The 19,303-nt window shown below is 69.7% G+C and carries 19 protein-coding genes, 3 tRNA genes and 1 pseudogene; 1 reads left to right on the forward strand and 22 read right to left on the reverse strand.

Going from position 1 to position 19,303, the window contains the following annotated elements:
• Window positions 1-45: 45 nt before the first annotated feature.
• From rplJ to GA0070561_RS18720, 14 genes are all read right to left on the reverse strand, one after another.
• The gene (gene rplJ, locus GA0070561_RS18655) at window positions 46-591 is read right to left on the reverse strand and encodes a 50S ribosomal protein L10 (RefSeq protein WP_091402417.1); all 546 of its coding nucleotides are present in this window, start codon (window positions 589-591) and stop codon (window positions 46-48) included.
• Window positions 592-931: 340 nt separating this feature from the next.
• Window positions 932-1,621: a hypothetical protein gene (locus tag GA0070561_RS18660; RefSeq protein ID WP_091402419.1), complete on the reverse strand. Its 690-nt coding sequence runs from the start codon at window positions 1,619-1,621 to the stop codon at window positions 932-934.
• On the reverse strand, window positions 1,618-2,508 hold the full coding sequence (locus GA0070561_RS18665) for an ABC transporter ATP-binding protein (protein WP_091402421.1): 891 nt from the start codon (window positions 2,506-2,508) through the stop codon (window positions 1,618-1,620). The genes GA0070561_RS18660 and GA0070561_RS18665 overlap by 4 nt, the downstream gene beginning before the upstream one ends.
• 80 nt (window positions 2,509-2,588) lie before the next feature.
• A complete protein-coding gene (gene rplA, locus GA0070561_RS18670; RefSeq protein ID WP_091402424.1) occupies window positions 2,589-3,305 on the reverse strand; it encodes a 50S ribosomal protein L1 in 717 nt (238 codons plus the stop codon).
• 78 nt (window positions 3,306-3,383) lie between these two features.
• The gene (gene rplK / locus GA0070561_RS18675; RefSeq protein ID WP_091402426.1) at window positions 3,384-3,815 is read right to left on the reverse strand and encodes a 50S ribosomal protein L11; all 432 of its coding nucleotides are present in this window, start codon (window positions 3,813-3,815) and stop codon (window positions 3,384-3,386) included.
• Between the two features lie 186 nt (window positions 3,816-4,001).
• Window positions 4,002-4,724 (reverse strand): transcription termination/antitermination protein NusG, encoded by a 723-nt coding sequence (nusG, locus tag GA0070561_RS18680; RefSeq protein WP_091402429.1) that lies wholly within the window; start codon window positions 4,722-4,724, stop codon window positions 4,002-4,004.
• A 38-nt stretch (window positions 4,725-4,762) separates the two neighbouring features.
• Window positions 4,763-5,152 carry a preprotein translocase subunit SecE gene (gene secE / locus GA0070561_RS18685; protein WP_091403530.1) on the reverse strand — a complete coding sequence of 130 codons (390 nt, stop codon included), beginning with the start codon at window positions 5,150-5,152 and terminating at the stop codon, window positions 4,763-4,765.
• A 212-nt stretch (window positions 5,153-5,364) separates the two neighbouring features.
• Window positions 5,365-5,437 (reverse strand) — tRNA-Trp (locus GA0070561_RS18690).
• A 129-nt stretch (window positions 5,438-5,566) separates the two neighbouring features.
• Window positions 5,567-5,959 carry a MaoC family dehydratase gene (locus GA0070561_RS18695; RefSeq protein WP_091402431.1) on the reverse strand — a complete coding sequence of 131 codons (393 nt, stop codon included), beginning with the start codon at window positions 5,957-5,959 and terminating at the stop codon, window positions 5,567-5,569.
• 1 nt (window position 5,960) lies between these two features.
• The gene (locus GA0070561_RS18700; protein ID WP_091402433.1) at window positions 5,961-6,407 is read right to left on the reverse strand and encodes a MaoC family dehydratase N-terminal domain-containing protein; all 447 of its coding nucleotides are present in this window, start codon (window positions 6,405-6,407) and stop codon (window positions 5,961-5,963) included.
• A gap of 126 nt (window positions 6,408-6,533) precedes the next feature.
• On the reverse strand, window positions 6,534-6,701 hold the full coding sequence (rpmG, locus tag GA0070561_RS18705) for a 50S ribosomal protein L33 (RefSeq protein WP_007073056.1): 168 nt from the start codon (window positions 6,699-6,701) through the stop codon (window positions 6,534-6,536).
• 134 nt (window positions 6,702-6,835) lie between these two features.
• Window positions 6,836-6,908 (reverse strand) — tRNA-Met (locus GA0070561_RS18710).
• 24 nt (window positions 6,909-6,932) lie between these two features.
• Window positions 6,933-7,005 (reverse strand) — tRNA-Thr (locus GA0070561_RS18715).
• Window positions 7,006-7,098: 93 nt separating this feature from the next.
• Entirely contained in the window at window positions 7,099-9,654 is a 2,556-nt protein-coding gene (locus GA0070561_RS18720; RefSeq protein WP_091402435.1) for a putative bifunctional diguanylate cyclase/phosphodiesterase, read from the reverse strand.
• Between the two features lie 1,180 nt (window positions 9,655-10,834).
• Between GA0070561_RS18720 and GA0070561_RS18725 the strand changes: the two genes are divergently transcribed.
• Window positions 10,835-11,770, forward strand: coding sequence for a hypothetical protein (locus GA0070561_RS18725; RefSeq protein WP_091402437.1), 936 nt, complete (start codon window positions 10,835-10,837; stop codon window positions 11,768-11,770).
• A 414-nt stretch (window positions 11,771-12,184) separates the two neighbouring features.
• On the opposite strand, the gene GA0070561_RS18730 is transcribed toward GA0070561_RS18725, so the two are convergent.
• From GA0070561_RS18730 to GA0070561_RS18765, 8 genes and pseudogenes are all read right to left on the reverse strand, one after another.
• Window positions 12,185-12,931 (reverse strand): hypothetical protein, encoded by a 747-nt coding sequence (locus GA0070561_RS18730; RefSeq protein WP_091402439.1) that lies wholly within the window; start codon window positions 12,929-12,931, stop codon window positions 12,185-12,187.
• A 213-nt stretch (window positions 12,932-13,144) separates the two neighbouring features.
• Window positions 13,145-14,626, reverse strand: a complete 1,482-nt coding sequence (locus GA0070561_RS18735) for a tyrosine-type recombinase/integrase (RefSeq protein WP_091402441.1) — start codon at window positions 14,624-14,626, stop codon at window positions 13,145-13,147.
• The gene (locus GA0070561_RS18740) at window positions 14,623-14,808 is read right to left on the reverse strand and encodes a helix-turn-helix transcriptional regulator (RefSeq protein ID WP_030329852.1); all 186 of its coding nucleotides are present in this window, start codon (window positions 14,806-14,808) and stop codon (window positions 14,623-14,625) included. The genes GA0070561_RS18735 and GA0070561_RS18740 overlap by 4 nt, the downstream gene beginning before the upstream one ends.
• Entirely contained in the window at window positions 14,805-16,559 is a 1,755-nt protein-coding gene (locus tag GA0070561_RS18745; protein WP_091402443.1) for a replication initiator, read from the reverse strand. Before GA0070561_RS18745 ends, GA0070561_RS18740 begins: the two co-directional genes overlap by 4 nt.
• Complete coding sequence (locus tag GA0070561_RS18750) at window positions 16,556-17,098, reverse strand: DUF2637 domain-containing protein (protein ID WP_091402445.1); 543 nt, start codon at window positions 17,096-17,098, stop codon at window positions 16,556-16,558. Before GA0070561_RS18750 ends, GA0070561_RS18745 begins: the two co-directional genes overlap by 4 nt.
• Entirely contained in the window at window positions 17,095-17,283 is a 189-nt protein-coding gene (locus tag GA0070561_RS18755; protein ID WP_091402447.1) for a hypothetical protein, read from the reverse strand. The genes GA0070561_RS18750 and GA0070561_RS18755 overlap by 4 nt, the downstream gene beginning before the upstream one ends.
• A 3-nt stretch (window positions 17,284-17,286) precedes the next feature.
• Window positions 17,287-17,553, reverse strand: a complete 267-nt coding sequence (locus GA0070561_RS18760) for a hypothetical protein (protein ID WP_091402449.1) — start codon at window positions 17,551-17,553, stop codon at window positions 17,287-17,289.
• Window positions 17,550-19,145 (reverse strand): annotated as a pseudogene (locus tag GA0070561_RS18765) (FtsK/SpoIIIE domain-containing protein). Before GA0070561_RS18765 ends, GA0070561_RS18760 begins: the two are co-directional and overlap by 4 nt.
• Window positions 19,146-19,303 lie beyond the last annotated feature (158 nt).

Genomic DNA, 19,303 nt, shown 5'->3' on the forward strand with positions numbered 1-19,303 from the left:
CCTTTCCTGATTCTGTTAAGTAAGAACTGGTGCGCCGTGGGGGCCTCAGGCCGCCTCGGCGCCCTCCTTCTCGCGCTTGTCCTGCAGTGCAGCCGCCAGACGGGCGGTCTTCGACAGCGGGGCCTGGAACAGGGCCGCGGCCTTGCTCAGGTTGCCCTTCATCGCGCCGGCCAGCTTGGCCAGCAGCACCTCGCGGGACTCCAGGTCGGCGAGCTTCGTGACCTCGGCCGCGGTGATGGCCCTGCCCTCGAAGACACCGCCCTTGATGACGAGCTTCGGGTTGGCCTTCGCGAAGTCGCGAAGCCCCTTCGCCGCCTCGACGACGTCGCCCGAAACGAAAGTCAGCGCGGTAGGACCGGTGAACAGCTCGTCGAGGCCGGTGATGCCCGCGTCCGTCGCAGCACGCTTGGCCAGCGTGTTCTTCGCGACCGTGTAGCTGGTATCGGCGCCGAGCGAGCGCCGAAGCTGGGTGAGCTGGGAAACCGTCAGACCGCGGTACTCGGTCAGCACGGTGGCGCCCGAGCTGCGGAAGCTCTCGGTCAGCTCAGCGACGGCCGTGGCCTTGTCGGCCCGGATCGGCTTGTCCGCCATGTCCCTCCTCTCTCGTTACTCGAGGCTGGTCCCCGTCTCGGCCGAAGCCGGAACGGGGGCGGAGGCAGCGCGACAACGAAAAAGCCCCGGCGCAGGGCGCACGGGGCGAGGGCCGGCGGATCGTCATGGTCGGCGGACCACGCTCACTGCCGAGTTACGCTTGCCGCCCTACGCGGGTCGCCCGTTGTCGCGGGACCTTCGACCGTGCCGAAACACGGTGACCAGCGGTCTCTGGGTGGTTCCTCATCCATGAGAACACGGATGACGGTTGAAGAGTACGCGCCCCGACCAGCAGCGCCAAATCGCGCCCGGTGAGCCGCGTCACCCGCACCGGTGCCGGTCAGCCCTGGGCCCGCCGGCGCCACAGGTAGCCGCCGACGACCGCGGCGCTCCAGGCCAGCGCCCACCCGCTCAGCCCCAGCAGGGTCAGCGCGGCTGCGTCGCCGGCGGTGGTGCGAGCGGCCGCCATGATCGGCGGTGCCAGCCAGGGGGCCACCGAGCCGGTCAGGCCGAACACCACCGCGCCGACCCCGCCGAGGGCCAGCACCGCGACGCCGTACCCCGCGCCGCCCACCGACGCCCGGCTGGCCAGCGCCCCAAGAGCAACCGCAGCGGGTACGACCAGCAGGTGCGCCCACAATCCCAGCGCGAGCCCGACCGGAATCGACCGGTCCCCCGGGTCGACCGGGCCGGACACCCCGCCGACCAGCCACGGAAAGAGCAGCGCGACGGCCACCGTCACCAGCGCCGCCACCGCGGCGGCGAGCAGCCCGGCCGACCGCTCCCGCGCCACCCCGACCGTCACCTGCGCCAGCCGACGTTGCACGTCCGGCTCGACGTCCAACAGGATCTTGGTCTGCCAGGCGAGCACCGGGAAGAGCACCACTGCGGAGACCCCGTACGCCTCCGCGGGCTGGGCGCGGCCACCGCCGTAGAGGGTGCCGAGCGTGATCAGGCCGGCGAGCAACGGCGCCAACGCCCGGCCGGTTCGCAGGAAACCGGCCAACCGCATCCGGACCAGGGCGCTCACCGGGTCTCCCCCGCTGCCGACTCGACCGCGTCTTCAGCGGCCTCCGGCTGCCCCGCTGTCAGCTCCCCGGCCATCCCGAGCGGCGGCTCGGCGGGTCGGGCGGCACCGGCCGACCGGGGCGGCTCGACGGGTAGGGCCTGGGATGCGGCGGTGGAGGCGTCGGGGCGTACCCGCAGCACCTGGTGGCCCTCGGCGCGCAACCGGGCGACGGTGCCGGCGACCCGCGCGGCCGGCACGGCGACCTCGACCACCGCGATCGTCTCGTCCGTCGACGACGTCTCCTCGCAGAGCGAGCCGTCGGCCACCAACCAGCGGCGCGCGGCCGGGAGCCGGACCGTCTCGCCGCGGTGGTCGCTGACCAGGACGGACCCGTCGGCGGCGAGCACCTCGGCGATCAGCTCGGGCACCAACTCACGGGTGGCGGCGTCCAGCCCCTCCCACGGCTCGTCGAGCACCAGCAGGCCCGGTGGGCGCAGCAGCGCCTGGGCGAGGCCGACCTTCTGCGCGGTGCCCTTGGACAGCTCCGGCAACCGGACCGAGCGGAAGGCGGCCAGCCCGAGCCGGTCCGTCCAGGAGGTCACCGCCTCGTCGGCCGCAGCCCTGCCCAGCCCCGCCACCCGGGCCATCCCGGTCAGATAGCGGGTCACCGTGAACGGTTGGTCCGCAGGAAACCGCTCCGGCACCCAGCCCACCCGCGTCGGCCGGTCGGTGACCCGGCCCCGGCCCGGGCGGAGGACCCCTGCGGCCACCTGGAGCAGTGTCGACTTGCCCACCCCGTTGCGGCCCAGCACGATCGCCACCTCGCCGGGACCGATCCGCACGTCGATGCCCTGCAGCACCCACGGCCCCCGCCGGTGGTACCGCAACCAGACGTTCTCCAGCCGCATGGCGTCGAGCCTGCCACACCTGGAACGCGCCGGGGCGCCGCCACGGTCGTGGCGGCGCCCCGGCGGAGCGATCTGTCGACTCAGGCGTCGGCCTGGTCCTCCCGAAGGTTCTTCACCAGGTTCGGGTCGACCGGGACGCCCGGGCCCATCGTGGTGGTCAGGATGACCTTGCGGAGGTACTTGCCCTTGGCCGCGGACGGCTTGGCACGCAGCACCTCGTCGAGCACCGCAGCGTAGTTGTCCACCAGCTGGGTCTCCGTGAAGGAGGCCTTGCCGATGATCAGGTGCAGGTTGGAGTGCTTGTCCACCCGGAAGGTGATCTTGCCGCCCTTGATGTCCTGCACCGCCTTGGTGACGTCCATGGTCACCGTGCCGGTCTTCGGGTTCGGCATGAGACCGCGCGGGCCCAGGATCCGCGCGATCCGGCCGATCTTGGCCATCTGGTCCGGCGTGGCGATCGCCGCGTCGAAGTCGAGCCAACCACCCTGGATGCGGGCGACCAGCTCATCGGTGCCCACCTCGTCCGCACCCGCGGCGGCGGCCTCTTCGGCCTTCGCGCCGCTGGCGAACACGATCACGCGGGCGGTCTTACCGGTGCCGTGCGGCAGGTTGACCGTGCCGCGGACCATCTGGTCCGCCTTGCGGGGGTCGACGCCGAGGCGCATGGCGACCTCGACCGTGGCGTCGAACTTGACGTTGGTGGTCTCCTTGGCCAGCTTCACGGCCTCGGTGGGGGTGTAGAGCTTCGACCGGTCGATGACATCGGCGGCCTTGCGGTAGCTCTTGCTGCGCTGCATTGCTGATTACTCCTGTGGTCTCTGGCGGGCCGCTCGGCGCGAGCCCTCCCACGGTCGGGTCGAAGGCCGGGGCCGACGTCAGTCGTTGACGGTGATGCCCATCGACCGGGCGGTGCCGGCGATGATCTTCTCGGCCTGGGCGATGTCGTTGGCGTTGAGGTCGGCCATCTTCTTCTCGGCGATCTCACGCAGCTGGGCGCGGCTGACCGAGCCGACCTTCTCGGACTGCGGAACACCCGAACCCTTCTGCACACCGGCAGCCTTGATCAGCAGCCGGGCAGCGGGCGGGGTCTTCAGCACGAACGTGAAGGACCGGTCCTCGAACACGCTGATCTCGGCGGGGACGATGTCGCCCCGCTGAGACTCGGTCTGCGCGTTGTAGGACTTGCAGAACTCCATGATGTTCACGCCGTGCTGGCCGAGCGCGGGGCCGACCGGCGGCGCCGGCGTGGCCTGGCCCGCCGGCAGCTGAAGCGTGAACGTCTTGACGAGCTTCTTCTTCGGAGGCATGTCACTTCCTGGGGCTTGGAGCTGGGAAAATGCGGCTGTCGCCGCCCTCGGGCGCGCACGGTCAGCGCGGTGCGACAGCGGCGACATTCAAGAGTAGCGCAGGCCGCAGCCCACTCGTCCGCCGAGGTCGAGCGAGAGCGCGTACGCCGACGTCGGCGGCGGGCCGGGCCCGCCGCCGACGACCAATCAGATCTTGGCGACCTGGTTGAAGTTGAGCTCCACCGGAGTCTCACGACCGAAGATCGACACCAGCACCTTGAGCTTCTGCTGGTCGGCGTTGATCTCGCTGATCGTGGCCGGCAGCGACGCGAAGGCGCCATCGGTGACGGTGACGGAGTCGCCCACCTCGAAGTCGAGGACCTTGATCTCGGGCTTCGCCTTCTTCTGCTCGGTCTCGACCGCCGGCGCCAGCCACTTCAGCACCTCGTCGAGCGAGAGCGGAGCGGGCCGGTCGGCCCGGTCGGTCGCGCCGACGAAGCCGGTCACACCCGGGGTGTTCCGGACACAGGAGTAGGACTCGGCGGTCAACTCCATCCGGACCAGGATGTAGCCCGGGAAGACCTTGGCCTGGATCTGCGAACGCTTACCGTTCTTGACCTCGATCTCTTCCCGGGTCGGCACCTCGACCTGGTAGATGAAGTCCTCCATGTCGAGGCTCGTGATCCGGGTCTCGAGGTTGGTCTTGACCTTGTTCTCGTAGCCGGCGTACGAGTGCACCACGTACCAGTCACCCGGGGCGTAGCGCAGCTTCTGCCTCAGCTCCGCGACGGGGTCGTAGTCCTCGTCCGGTGCGGGCTCGGTCGTTGGGAACTCCGGCTCGCTGGCGGCCTCAACCGACTCGTCACCAGCCGCCGTCGCGACCGTGGACTGCTCGTCCACCGGTCCGGCGGTCTCGTCGTACTCAGGCACGCTCGCTCACTTCCGTCACTATGGCTGGAGGCAGCCGGTCAGTCCGAGTTGCCAAAGACAAACAACACGACCTTGGCGAAGCCGAAGTCCAGCACACCCACGATCGTCAGCATCACCGCGACGAACGCCACCACCACGGCGGTGTAGGTCAGCAACTCCTTGCGGGTCGGCCAGATGACCTTACGCAGTTCGGCTACGACCTCGCGGAAGAACCGCGCGATGCGGCCGAAGACGCCCACCCGACCCGTTTCCGACCGGGTGGTCGGCCGGCTGTCCGCCGACTCCGCGCGGGCACGGGACCGCGTGGCGGTGCCTCCCCGGGAAACCGGCTCGTCCGCGCCGGAGGCGTCGTCGTCGGCCACGTCGTCGACGACCTCGTCGTCCAGACGATCGTCGCCGTCGTCGTCGCGCCGCTTGTTGTCGGCCACTTCGCCCTCCGTCGCGGAATCTGGGGTCGCACGCCGAGTGGCGTACGCGGCGCTGGTCACGCCGGCCGGACCCAACCGTCCCGCGACGGGCCGCGGCCGGTGGATCACCAGGAGGGCCCGATTGCCTCGGACCACCCCGCCGATGCCACCACCACGGGCCGGACGCCGCCAAGTTGGCGGCGCGACCCACGGGAACGGTCAGGCCTGAGGCGCAGGGGTGACAGGACTTGAACCTGCAGCCTGCGGTTTTGGAGACCGCTGCTCTGCCAATTGAGCTACACCCCTATGTGGCAACACTCGCCCCACGCGGCCACAGACGACCGAGCAGGGGTCACTTGCCCCACGGCGGACCAGTGTACGGGTAGCCGCCCGACTTTCCCAACCGGTCTCTCCGCCACGCGTGGCGGGCTCGGTTCAGCGTGCCGTCCGGATGGTTGCCCGCGCCTGCGACAGCACCTTCTCACCGAGGCAGGTGGCGGTCACCTCGAGTCGGGTGAGACCGTCCTCGGTCACCTCGCGGACCCGCGCGGTCACCTCGATCTCGGTCCCCTGATCGTCGTCGGGGACCACCACCGGCCGGGTGAAACGCACGCCGTACTCGACCACCGCGTCCGGCGACCCGGCCCACTCGGTGACCGCCCGCCCGACCAGCGCCATGGTGAACATGCCGTGGGCGATCACCCCGGGCAGACCCACCTTGGTGGCGACCCGGTCGCTCCAGTGGATCGGGTTGAAGTCGCCCGAGGCGCCGGCGTAGCGGACCAGGTCCGCGCGGGTCACCTGAAACGTCTGTGCTGGCAACTCCATCTCACGCCTCCCCGCGAATGACATACCTGGCCCAGACCGCGACCACGGGTTCCCCGCCGACGGTGCTCACGTCGGTGCGCGTGGTCAGGAAGCCGTGCCCACCCCTGGTGCTGACGTCCTCGATGGTGTTGGTGCAGACCAGCTCGTCGCCGGCGACCACCGGCCGGGTGTACGCGAACCGCTGGTCGCCGTGCACCAGGCGGCTGTAGTCGACACCCAGGGCCGGGTCCTCGATGATCTGGCTGCTCGCGGCCATCGTCACGATCACCGGAAAGGTCGGCGGGGCCACCACGTCGGGGTGGCCCAGCGCCCGCGCGGCCTCCGGGTCATGGTGGGCCGGGTCGGTGGCACCGATGGCGCTGGCGAACTCGCGGATCTTTTCTCGGCCCACCTGGTAGGGGGCGGTCGGCGGATACGTCCGGCCGACGAAGGAAGGGTCCAGAGGCATGCCGCGAACCTACACGGAAAGCCCAATCGCCGACCTGATCGGTAGGCGGCGGCGGAGCCGCACCAAACCGGTCAGATCGGCGATCGGAAAGCTTCGACAACGGCCGGCCCTGAGGCCGGCCAGCAGTCAGCGGGTCTCGCGGTGGACCGTGTGCCGACCGTCACGCGGGCAGAACTTCTTCAGCTCGATGCGGTCGGGGTCGTTGCGCCGGTTCTTGCGCGTGATGTAGTTGCGCTCCTTGCACTCCACACACGCCAAAGTGATCTTCGGCCGGACATCGGTAGCCTTCGCCACGGCGGAGTGCCTTCCTCGCTAACGGAAACAACTACGACGCGCCAGCCTAGACGCTGACAGCGCGGACATGCAAAGTGGGCGCCAGAAGCGCCCATTTTCTTACGACCACCGGCAACGAGCCCGGAAGACGAGAGTAGCGGTGGCCGGACTTGAACCGGCGACACAGCGATTATGAGCCGCTTGCTCTACCATCTGAGCTACACCGCTGCGATGGGTCCAGCTGAACCCTCGAGCCCCCTTACGGAATCGAACCGTAGACCTTCTCCTTACCATGGAGACGCTCTGCCGACTGAGCTAAGGGGGCCTGCGCGATCTCCCCGTGGGGCGCGCAGGAGTAAGAGTACACGGCCCGGCTCGACAGGTGAAATCGGATCCCCGGTGATCGTCTGCGCCCTGCTCAGGGCACGACACGCAGGCGCGGAAGCTCCCCGTTGGCGACTGTCTCCGGCTCGACCTGGGCACCGAACCAGGCAGCCAACCGCTCGTACGGCAGCGGCCTGCTGAACAGGAAACCCTGCCCGATCTCACAGCCGATGTCCTGGAGAAGCTCCAGGGTCAGCTCGCTCTCCACCCCCTCGGCCACCACCGCCAGGCCGAACTGCTGGGAAAGGGTGACCACCGCGTTGACGATCGCCAGATCCCCCGGGTCGGTCGCCATGCCCTGCACGAAGGAGCGGTCCACCTTCACCTCGTGCACCGGCAGCCGGCGCAGGTGCGCCAGGGACGAGTCACCGGTGCCGAAGTCGTCCACCGACAGTCGTACGCCGAGATCCCGCAGCCGTTGCAGGGTGGGGATCGGCCGGTCCGTGCCGTCCAGCACCCCCGACTCGGTGATCTCCAGGGTGAGGCGCTGCGCCGGCACCTTGTACTCGGTCAACAACTCCTGGACCCGGTCCGGGAAGTGCTGGTCGATGAGCGTACGAGCCGAGAGGTTGACCGCGATGGGCAGCGGCTGGTCGGCCAGCGCCCAGTCCCGGCTGCGCCGAAGGCCCTCCCGGAGCACCACCTCGGTGAGCCGGCTCAACTGGCCGGTGTGCTCGGCCACCGCCACGAAGTCCTCGGGCGCGACAGTGCCGTGCGCCGGGTGCTCCCAGCGGGCCAGACACTCGACGCCCACCAGGCGCCGGTCCCGCAGAGTCACCTTGGGCTGGAAGTAGACCTCCAGCTCGCCCTTGTCCAGTGCCTGACGCAGGTCGCCGGCGAGACCCAGCCGGCGCAGTGAACGGGACTCCAGCGCGGGGTTGAACAGCTGCACGCTGCCCGGCACCGACTTGGCCGCGGTGGCGGCGAGGTCGACCCGGAGCAGCAGGGTCGCCGCGTCGCTGCCATGATCCGGGTGTACGGCCACCCCGACGGCCGTGTTCACGTCGAGGGTGAGCGCGTCGAAGACCATCTCGTCGCGGATCTGGTCACGCAGTTGGGCGGCCAACTCGAGCGCGGCCTCAGCGCTCTCCAACCGCAGCGTCACCAGGAACTCGTCCCCGCCAGCACGGCCAACCAGAGCCGACGACGGCGCGCTGGCCCGCAACCGATTGGCGACCTCGGTGAGGACCTTGTCCCCGGCCGCGTGCCCCAGGGACTCGTTGACCTGGCGCAGCCCGTCGACGTCGAAGAGCAGCAGCGCCACCACCTCGCCCGGCGCGCGGATCTTGACCGACTCGTCCAGCGCTCCGGTGATCCGCCGACGGTTGGGCAGTCGGGTCAACGTGTCGTGGTGCGCGTCGTGCCGGAGCCGGTCGACCAGCCGCGAATTCTCCAGGGCCACGGCCGCGTGCGCGGCGACCGTCTCGAAGACGGGAATGTCGCCCGGCGTGAAATGGCCGACGTCGCTGAGCCGGTTGACCACCTCAAGCGTGCCGATCACCGCCTGCCCCGAGTAGAGCGGCACCACGATGATGTCCTTCACACCGGTGGCGCGCAGCGACCCCCGCAGGCTCTCCTCGTCCCCGAGGCGAACACCCATGGCCAGACTGCGGCGCTGACGGCGGGCCTCCTCGCGAACGACCACCGGCGTCGGCGACGTGTCCAACAGGCCGGCGTCGTCGACGCGCGCGGTCAGCATCACCTCCGGGTGACGCCCCTGGGCCGGCAGCCACAGCGTCGCGTACTCGGCCTGCATGAGCCCCCGGATCCGACCGAGGAGGACGTCAGCCAGGTTGCCGCTCTGTCCGTTGGCGGTCATCGCCTTGGTGAGTTCGTACATGTCGCCGAGCGTCCGGTGCTGCCGGAAGAACTGCTCGTACGACCGGTAGACCTTTGCGAGCGCGACCCCGAGCACGACGATCAACACGGCCGACCACCAGGTGCTGTCCACCGCGATCAGGACGATCAAGCCGACCACGAGGTTGACACCGTTGGCCAGCAGAGACGGCAACCCGCTGCGCAGCACACCCAGCGCGGCGTGCCGGCCGTGCATGATCGCGATCACCCCGGCCACGCCGGCGAGGGTCGACACCACGACGGTACCGACGGACGCGAAGAGCACGCCCCACGTCCGCGGTCCGACGCCCACGACCGGTGGGAGCGCCAGCAACACGAGGCCGGCCAGCGATACGGCCGCAGCGGCGTTGGCGACGTTGAAGGCCAGTTTTTCCACGCCGAAGCGGTACCGCAGGTGGGTTATCAGCGTGGAGAGGGTGTAAACCAGGACGACCATCAGCGGCGGAAGAAAGACGAACGCCGGCACCAGCGGGATCTCGACGAGCCGCACGCCGAAGGACTGCCGCCCGATGACGAAGTTCAGCATCGGCAGGCCGGCGATCACCATCACGCCCAGCAGGACGGCGGCGAGCCCCCAGGACCCGGAGGGGTGCGGCCGGTTCGGGGTCACCAGCCCGATCGTCATCGAGAAGACGACGGCCAGGAACATCAACGGGCCGGTGATGAACCATGCGTACTGGGCCGGGCGCCGAGGAGACCCCGAGCCACCCGACGCGGACCGGCGGCCAGTCATCCCACTCCTTACCGGTCACTGCTGCGAAGGACGCGCGGCCGGGAACGAAGCTGACGACACCGTCCGGTACGGCCCTGGTGTCACCTGCCTCGACTAGTGCTGCGGCGCCGTCCAGACGTAGTCAAAAGCCTGGAACTCCCCGAAACTCCCGGAAGCCCCGCCTGCCATTACAGCGAGAGCCAGTGCTGCGACCACCATGCCGACCCGCCGGGCCAGCCTTTGACCAGACATCGTGTGCTCCTCATGGCAGGGGTGTCGGGAAGGCAAGATTCCACGATGGTGCCACACACGAGGCAGCCCGCAAAGCGGTCGGACGGCTGAGCAGCGCAGGCCCATCCAGCCGGCCCGAACGCTTCAACGACGGAAGCCCTGCAAGGTCGTTGGCTCGTCCCAGGAGACGCGCAGATGATGCGTGTTCGAGTTATAGCCACAATTTGGATCTACGTCATGGATGCCGCTTCCAGTAACAAAGCCCGCCCCGAACGCAAAGCCGGCAGGCATGGGCGGCGCCGCGTCTTCCCGACCACCGAAACTCCCCCAGGACGATGGGCACCGGTTGGCCGGGTTCGCAACCGGTGACCAGTTGAACACAACAATCCTCTCGGATCCATAGGATCGGAGTCTCTCGATTATCACCGCCGCAGACGGACGGTTCGAGACTCTGTAGCCTTCGCGACCGATCGGCGAGCCCCACACGGCTCGTCCCAGGCCGCGAAGTGGCCGCCGCGGCCGCGAAGTGGCCGCCGCGGCCGCGAAGTGGCCGCCGCGGCCGCGAAGTGGCCGCCGCGGTCAACCTCGTTGAGGTACGAGAGGCCGGGGTAGCCCCCTCGACCCAGCTCCGCGGAGCGGCCCAGACCTCGCCGGGGAACGTGGTGCAGCCGACCGGAACCGAGACCGGCGGCGGGTCCGACCGGCCGCCTGGGCCGCTGCCCGAAATCGCCTGAAATCCGAGTGCCACCGGGCGGAGAGGTGCCGGCGCCGGTCAGCCAGTACACCCGTCACGGTGTCGACAAGGGACTCGTGAGTGCGACCCGCCGATCGGTGCGCCATCGAGCAACGTTGCCGTTCGTGGGCAGGACGGCGAGGCGGTCGGCCATGTGACGGCACTCTGGCGGACCGACGGGATGCGCCTACCCTGTGCACAGGGTTCGCCCGGCAACGCTCCGAAGGGGGCCGTCCCATGCCATCCATCCTCGGCGCAGCTCTCCTCGCGGCCGCTTTGACGGCCGCACCAACCGCCGCCCCCGCGTCCGCCGCCGCCCTCGTGCCCAGCTACCGCATGGTGGAGCTCGGCACCCTCGGCGGCGACAGCAGCTTCGCCCTCGCCATGAACAACCGCGGCGACGTGGTCGGCCGCGCCCAGGCCGCCGACGGCACCTACCGCGGATTCCTCTGGCGTCACGGCCGGATGACCGATCTCGGTGCCTTCACCCCGACCGACGTCAACGACCGCGGCCAGGTCGTCGGCTACCCCGCCGACGGCTCCGGCGGGTACGTCTGGGACCACGGTGTGGTGCGGCCGCTGGGTCCGTCCGCCATACCCGTGGCGATCAACAACCGCGGCCAGGTTGTCGGCCGCACCGACGAAGGCCCCGTCCTGTGGACGAACGGCCGTGCCCGGTCCCTGCCTCTCACCGAGGTGTCCGACATCAACGAGCACGGCCAGGTCTCAGGTGGGGTGTACCTCCCACCGGACGGCTTCCACGCCGTCCGGTGGCACAGCGGCCGGGTCACCGACCTCGGCGCCGGCCCCTTCAACCGCAGCAACACGTACGCCCTCAACGACCGCGGCTGGGTGATCGGCTGGCAGTTCTCGGCTGACCAGTTCCCGCGCGGCATCCTCTGGCGGCACACCCGCGCCCTGGACGTCGGCACTCTCGGCGGCAGCTCGACCGCACTGCGGGCGATCAACAACCGCGGCGAGATCCTGGCCACCTCCCAGGCCGACGACGGAAGCTCCCGCCCGGCGCTGTGGCGACGCGGCGTCCTGCACGACCTCAGCGTCGCCGGGATCAGCATGTACGGCGAGGTCGTTGACCTCGATGACCGTGGCCGCATCGCCGCCTCGGTCCGCACGGCCTCGGGCGCCAGAGCGGTCGTCTACCACCCGCGCTGACCGCCCTCCGCCTCACCTCGTTGCAGGGTCGCCTCGTTGCAGGGTCGCTTTGATGGCCGGGGGGATCCGCGCTCGCCGGCACGGTGAAAGCGCCAAGAGCGAACTTCTTGAACGTCGTCTTGAATGATCATGGCCCGCGGGCTGCTCGCACAGGTCATCGCGCCTTGCGTGCAGTCGGCTACGGCGCACCCGACCGGACACGAAAACGGCCCCTGATCAGCATCTCTGCTGGCCAGGGGCCGTGTCTGCACCTGGTGGCGGGTAGAGGATTCGAACCTCTGAAGCTTTCGCGACGGATTTACAGGGCGTTCGTGATCTTGGCCGCGTCAGGCGTGCTGACCTGCTCCTTCTCATCCCGCCGCACCGTTGGAGGTGCTGGCCGCCCACCATCTGCCCACGCGCAGAACGTCCAGATCAGTAGTAGAGGAACCCGCGGATCACCGCGACGACCGCCAGCAGGATGGCAATCCCCCAGACAACGTTCCGTCCAGTCGAGCCGAAGATCAAATAGGCGATCTGCGCCAGCAAGAAGATCGAACTCAGCACCAGATCTAAGAGCAGCAGCACGAGGGTGAGCGCCAAGCGCAGCAGGAACCAGACAAACCCCAGGCCGCACCACTTGTCGATTGTCGAGTCGTCGTATGCCCAGCGGGTGAACACGAAGGGCTTGTAGAGGGAGGAGTCCCAACCCCGGCTCCACTTCGCGCCGAGGCTGGACCAGTACGAGTCCCCACCTTCCTTCACGTTCGCTTGATTCACACGCTTGAACTGGATCTTCTTGACGGCTCCGCCGGTGACGTCGATCAAGACCTGGCCATCCTTGACCTGGATGGTGGTCGTTCCGTTCACGACCACGGTCAACTGGTCGCGTCCGGTCTGGACCTTGAACACCCTGTCAAACCCGGTGGCACCCTTCTTGGTGTCACGAAGCAGGACGTAGATCGTGCTTCCATCTCGGGGTGGGAGGGAGTACTCCGCTCCGATCGAGAACTCGCCGATCGGGGTGACAATGCTCGTCTCACCCTCAACCGCAACGCCATCCGGACCGACTGTCAGAGCCACCGGCAGCAGCGCAGGCTTGTATTTGACCTTGCCCTTACCCTCCCCCTCCGGGTCGCAACCAGCGAGTACCAGCGCCAGAAGCAGAGGGATGAGCGTCAACCATATGGCGCCGTCTCGATATCGCCGTACTGGTGCAAGGGTCGGGGCGCCCGCCGTTGCCACCCCCCGACCGCAGGCAGAATGCACCTTCACTGTGTACCGCCCGCCTGACCTGCGACTCTCGACGCTGAGCCAGCTACACATAGTCGCCACATGATTACGAGTGTCCCCGACCTGGTCAAGCCGCTCTCGATCGACGATGCACCGCACTCTCTATTGATCCCGAATCCCACCTCTGCCGGGTCGAACCGCCGGCGCATCTGAGAGCGCATCGCTGATCTTGTCGTTCATGGTGTCGTCGCCGCCGTCGATGCAGTTGGCGTAGACGCGGAGCAGGACGGCGACGCCGTGGCCCAGGCGCCGGGCAACCTCGGTCGGTGGGACGCCGGCATTCAGCCAAAGCGAGGCCGCCGCGTGCCGCAGGTCGTAGGGCCGGCGGACAAGCGGCGAGGCAACCTGCGCTTCGGTCAGCGCCTTCTCCCGGGCGAGCTTCCACCACCGGTCGTAGACCGACTCGGAAAGCGGCCCACCATGCAGACCCCGGAAGAACCGACCGTCCGGGCCGACCCCGTGATTCTCGACGTGCGTGCACAGCAGCTCGACCAGCCGCGGCGGGATCGGGACCGTCCGAGTCTCAGCCCTCCCCCTGTGCTTGAGTCCGCGCCGCTCGTGGGAGCCGCCATCATCAGTCCAGTGCGACCCGGCGCGCGGTGAGGTGCAGGCGAGCACCAGGCGGCCCCAGCGGTATTCGATCTTCTCGTGGTCGCAGGACCGGGAAGGCTTGACCGCCGCCAGGTCGTCGAAGTCGGCCCCGCAGTCGGCGCACCGGCCGGCGAGGTCGCAGTCCTCCCGCCGTAGGTCCGCGGCTTCCGAGGGACGCATCCCCGCGTAGTAGAGACAGCCGAAGAACGCGGTGACCTTGTCGGCTCGTTTGCCGAGAGATTTCACCGCCTCCAGCAACGTGGCGACCTGGGCCGGGCTCGCCACCACCCGCCGATCGATGGACTGCGCAACCTCGGGAGCGGTCCACTGAACCCGGTCGACCGGGTTGGAGGCGATCAGCTCCAGCTCGACGGCGTACCCGAGCACGTTGTAGAAGGTGGCCCGCTTCCGCTGGACGGTGGAGGCCGCCGCAGGCTTGCCGTCGAGGCGTACGCACAGGCTGTCGAGGACGCGGCGGACCATCGCGGGCGAGTCCAGCTCGACGACCGGGAGCGAAGCCGTTTCCAGCCAGGCGAGCGCCGCCGCGTGCTCGGCCGGGATCTCGTCGGACCAGCGGCGGGGGTTGAGCCCGTAGAGGTACAGCGCCTCGCGGAGCAGAGCGTCAGTGGGTCGGCCCCGCTTTGTCGGCCGGGTCAGGGTCACCGTGATGGAGGTCAGCGCTTCGACGATCGAGCGCCGGGTCTTGGCCGCCGCCCGGGGCCACTTCATCTCGACGTACGCCCGGCTGTGCCCGTACCAGGTGGTGGGGTTCTTGGTTCTGGCCTCGGAGACCGGGCGGCCGGTGGCCGGGTCGAAGGGCTCCCCCGCGTTGGCCGCCTGGACCAGCTCGGCGCGGAACGAGTGCGCCAGGGCTTTGGTACGGAACATGTCCTCGAAACGCTGTCCACTCACCGCCCACCGAACCCGCCACGGCCGAGCCTTCCGGTCCGCGCGCTTGGCGATCTCCCAGATCTGGACCTCGTAGCTCTTCATGCGGCGTCTTGCTCTAGGTCGCCGAGCCACCGACCGAGCGCCGACCGGCGGACCCGCAGCTGCCCGTTCGGGAGCTTGATCACCCGTGGTCCCTTGCCGGTCTGCCGCCAGTAGAACCAGGTCGAGCGCGGTACGCGCAGCTCGGCGAGCACTTCCGGCACGGTCAACAACTCCTCGTTCACTGCGTTTCCTCCCCGTCGTGCTGTGCGCTGTGCCGAGTTGCCGAAAGTTCTGAAGACCCCTGCGCCGCCCGGTCCTTGGCGGCGAGCAGCTCGGAGCGCCAGCGGGCGCGCTCGCTGATCGATCGCATGAGCCGGTGGGTCATCGGGCCGACGTCCGGGTCATCGGGCCGGGCCAACTCCCAGGCGTGCCGGACCCGTTCGGTGGTGGCGCCCTGGTCGTCCACGAGCTGCGTGCCGTCGGTGGTGACGCCGAGCAGTGCCCGGACCCAGGCCCGCGCGTCGTGCTTGTGGTCGGCGAGGGTCTTGCCGGACCAGTCGCGGGAGATGAGGATGCGCCGGCCGCCGATGCCGAGGGTGTCGCGCTGGTGGACCTTGCCCTTGCAGCGGCCGGGCTTGAGCTTGGCGTGTGCCTTCTTGGGCTGGACGCCGTAGAGCAGCCAGTTGGCGCACCGGTCGGTGCAGGGGGTCAGCTGGAGTTGCTGCCAGAGCCGGTCGAGGTGCTTGCGTTGCCGGTCGGTGGTTGCCTTGTGGCAGTCGCCGGTGTGCTTGGTGATGTATTTGGTGACGTACCGGATGGTCCGTTCGGCGTCCTCGGTGCCGGGCATGACGCCGCGGGCGTCGACCTGGGCGCCGAACCGGACGACGTGCACCGGTTCCAAGTCCGGGTCGTCGTCGATGGCGTCGAGGGCTTCCGTCCAAGTGGTCAGCGGCTCGCGGGAGTCGGGGTCGACCCATGTCGCCGCCTGCTCGTCCCAAACCGGGAGCCGGTCGAGGCTGTAGCGCTGGACGTCGACCGAGGGCCACCACACCTGGTGGTAGGTGGCCGCCGCCACGGTGCGGAGCACGTCGCGAGGGATGGTGCCCCGGATGGCGAAGTGCGCGTGTGGGGCGAGGCGACGTTGCGGCTCGACGCAGCCGGCGTACTGGACGTTCCAGCCCTCGCACCGACGGAGGTTCTGCCAGAACCGGTCGAGCAGCCGGGGGAAGTGCACGGCGTCCCAGGCTGCGCGGCGGTAGTCGTACCGGTTCGGGTTGACGGGGGCGCCGTCGGGGCGGACCGGGCCGTACGAGTCGAGGGTGAGGGTGAGCCACATCGACGGTTGGTAGGTGGAGCCGTCCGGGGCGGTGTAGGTCTTGCCGACGGTGCGCCGTTCGACCTTGCGCCGAGGCAGTTCGGGGGCATCCTGGCGCCGCTTGGTGGAGCGCTTGCGCCGTGGGCCGGGCTCATCGTCCTGGTCCTCGTCGTCGCTGGCGTGAGGTGGTCCGACGCGCCCGCGCAGGCCCTCAGCGGCGATGGCTTCCTCTACCTCGCGGATTGCCTCGTCGAGGTCGGTCACCTGGTCCCACTGCGCGGCGCGTACGGCCTCGTCTCGAGAGAACTCCAGGTGCGCGCGGAACAGGATCAGGGACTTCTGTGCCTCGGTTGCGGGTTCCGGGCCGGGTAGTGGTTCGTCGTCGCGGTGCCAGCCCTCGCGGATCTGCGCTTGCCGTAGCCGGCGGTTCTTCTTGGCGCACGGCGGACACTTGTCCTCGCGGGTCGCGCCGCAGGGCAGGTCGATGACTTCGGTCAGGCCGCTGTCGAGGTCGGTGCGGCGCATGGCGAGCGGGCGGACGCAGACGCCGTACTCGATGGCGATGTCCTTGAGCTCGTCGATCGAACGGGGCAGCGCCATGCGGGCCGCCCGCGACCCCGGCCGAGGAGCAACCGGGGTCGGGGCAGGTTCGAGACCGGGCAGGGTCGGAGCCGTCATCGGATGATCCCGACGACCTGGGGCCGGTTGGACTGGACAACGCCGACCGGAGGCAGCACCGCGGCTGATGCCGGCGGCATCACCGGAGCCGGCGGCGTGGGTTCGACAGGCTGCGGCTCGTCGTACCAATCGTCCTGCGGCTGATTGGGCTCGGGTGCCGGCGGGGCGGCGGGGGTGCTGGATAGGACGACCTTGACCAGGGCGAGGAAGGCCAGCGACGGGACTGCTGCGACGATCCAGCCCCAGACGGACGGTTCGGCTTCGGCGACCTGGGCTGCGAGGGAGAGCAGCGCGAACGCGACCAGGAGCACGCCGACCAGGCCGACGGGTCGACCATCGCGGCGGCGGGCACGGATCTCCAGGCCGAGGTAGATCGCCATCAGCTCGACCGCCACGGCGTTGGCCCAGCCGATCCAGTCGGGCTGCCCGTGGGCAACGGTCAGGTCGTGGACGTGGGTGAAGGCGGCGGCACCGGCCATGGTGCCGATGGCGAGCAGGATCAGCACCCGTACACCGGACTCGGCGCGTTCGCGGATCATCGGCCGCTGCCGTTGTCGCGGACGGTCAGGGTGATGCAGATCTGCTGGCCGTTGAGGTCGCGGCGGCGGTTGACCATGTGCGCCAGGCCGTGCAGAGCACCGGCGAGCCGGTCCGGGGAGCCGTTGAGTTCGATATGCAGCGGCTTGAGGCGGTGGGTGCCGAGGAAGAAGCTCTTGAGGGACATCGGTTACCTCCGGGCCGGGGCGACGCGGGTACGGATGTGCTCGGGTGGCTCGCCGAGGGAGGCCACCGCTTCGGAGAGGCAGCGCCACAGCGCCCACGCCTCGTCGGGGGTCAGGTACATGCGGCGCCGGCCGCCGCCGACGGCGAGATAGACCGGGTACGCATCGGGCCGGTCAGGGTCGACGCGGACGGAGACGGCCGTGCTGGTGGCGCCGTCGGTACCGGGTGCGCGAAGCCGGTAGAAGGTCCGGCCGGCGGTCGGGGCGGTCACCGCGGCTCACCCCCGTCGGTGTCGCGGTCGAGGATGTTCAGCAGCGAGTCGGGCAGTAGTGGTCCGCGACGCTGCCGGGGCAGGGGTGGGCGGGTCGGTTCGGTGGCGGTTTCCCGGCCGACCTGGGCGAGGATGTCCGCCGCGTCGGCCGGCGCCGGGTACTCGGCGGCCAGCTCCCGGATGTGGTCGTCGGAGATGTAGGAGAAGCGGACCCGGGCTGGCTCGGGGGTGCCGTCGAGGATCACGTAGCCGACGCCCTTGGCCCAGCGGGGCATCTGGTCGGCGAGGGCGCCGCGGTTGCGGGCGCCGTCGCCCAACACGAGGTCGACCTGAGCGGCCTCGGTCAGTCCGAGCGCGATTCGGGTCGGGAACAGGTCCCGGAACGGCAGTACCTCCTTGCGGGGGTCCTGCAACGCGGCCACCACCAGGACGCCGACGCCGGCACCCTGCGACAGCAGCAGCCCGAGTGAGCCGGCGATGCGTTTGCGTAGGTCGACGTCCTGGAGGTACGCGGTCAGTGCCGCCATCTCGTCGATGACGACCACGACCAGGGGGTCAGCCAGGGTCGGAGTGTGGACCCGCACCGCGCCAGCAAGGCGGGTCTGCCGCTCGCGCATCACTGTCACGGCCTCGTCGAGCAGGTCGGCCATGGCCTCGAACGACTTGCAGGCGAACCGGGCAAACAGCGGCCGGCCCATCGCGAACTCCATGCCGCCCTTGGGATCGATCACCCAGAGCCGGACCAGCCCGGAGGAGATCCCGCCGGCCAGGACCCGGACCAGGGACCACAGCACCGAGCCCTTACCGGAGCGGGTGGCGCCGCCGATGAGTACGTGCGTGGCGAGGAGGTGCAGGCACCAGTGCCGCAGGTCTTCCCGCCGAGCCAACGGCAACGCGGTGAAGTCGGGCACCGATGGGACGTCGAACGGGTCGACCAGGGTGCGCAGCGCGTCCGTGCGGACCACCACCAGATAGACCACCGACGGTCGATCCCGGAACCGCAGCCGATCCACCGCGCCCAGGACCAACGCCCAGTAGCCCGACCGGATCGGCGGGTCATCGGGGCGCTCGGAGTAGACCCGGGCGTGCCGCCGGCCGAAGGCGTACGCCAGGTTCGCCGTGGCCTTCTGGAACTCCTCCGGTGTCTGGCCGCGGACCATGCGGATGGTCAGCACGTCGAGCGCCTAATCCGAGCGGACCCGCAGCAGCTCCGGCAGGACCGTGCGATGGTCGTACACCTTGGCCAGGCCGCAGAGGGTCATGGCCTCACGCCAGGCCCGTCGGTAGACGAAGAGTTGGCGGAACCGGCCGAGGATTGGGCCGGCGCACCAGGTCCACCAGGACGATTCGTGCCGCCACCGCCACAGTGCCGACACGGCAGCGGCCAGGACCACGGGCACGATCACGCCGGCCCGGCCGAACTCGCGGTAGAGGCTCACCCCGGCCACGACCAGGCCGACGGCGACGGGGTGGCGAAGGCACCACCACAGGCCCCGCCACAGCCACCGCAGCACCAGGCCGATCGCGATCAGCCAGACTGGCAGCTCCAGCCGACGCGGCCGGATCACCATCAGGTCCCCGGCGGTGGTCATCACGACCTCGCCCCGCGGCCGGCGGATCATCGCGCACCCGCCACTGTGGGTCGCCGCAGGACGGCAGGCATACGCTTGGACATGTCACTACCTCTCTCGACAGAGCAGGGGAAAGAGACAGAGGGCGGGGCTGCCGTCCGCCAAGACCTGACAGCCCC

It is taken from the genome of Micromonospora saelicesensis (genome assembly GCF_900091575.1).
GTDB lineage: Bacteria > Actinomycetota > Actinomycetes > Mycobacteriales > Micromonosporaceae > Micromonospora > Micromonospora saelicesensis.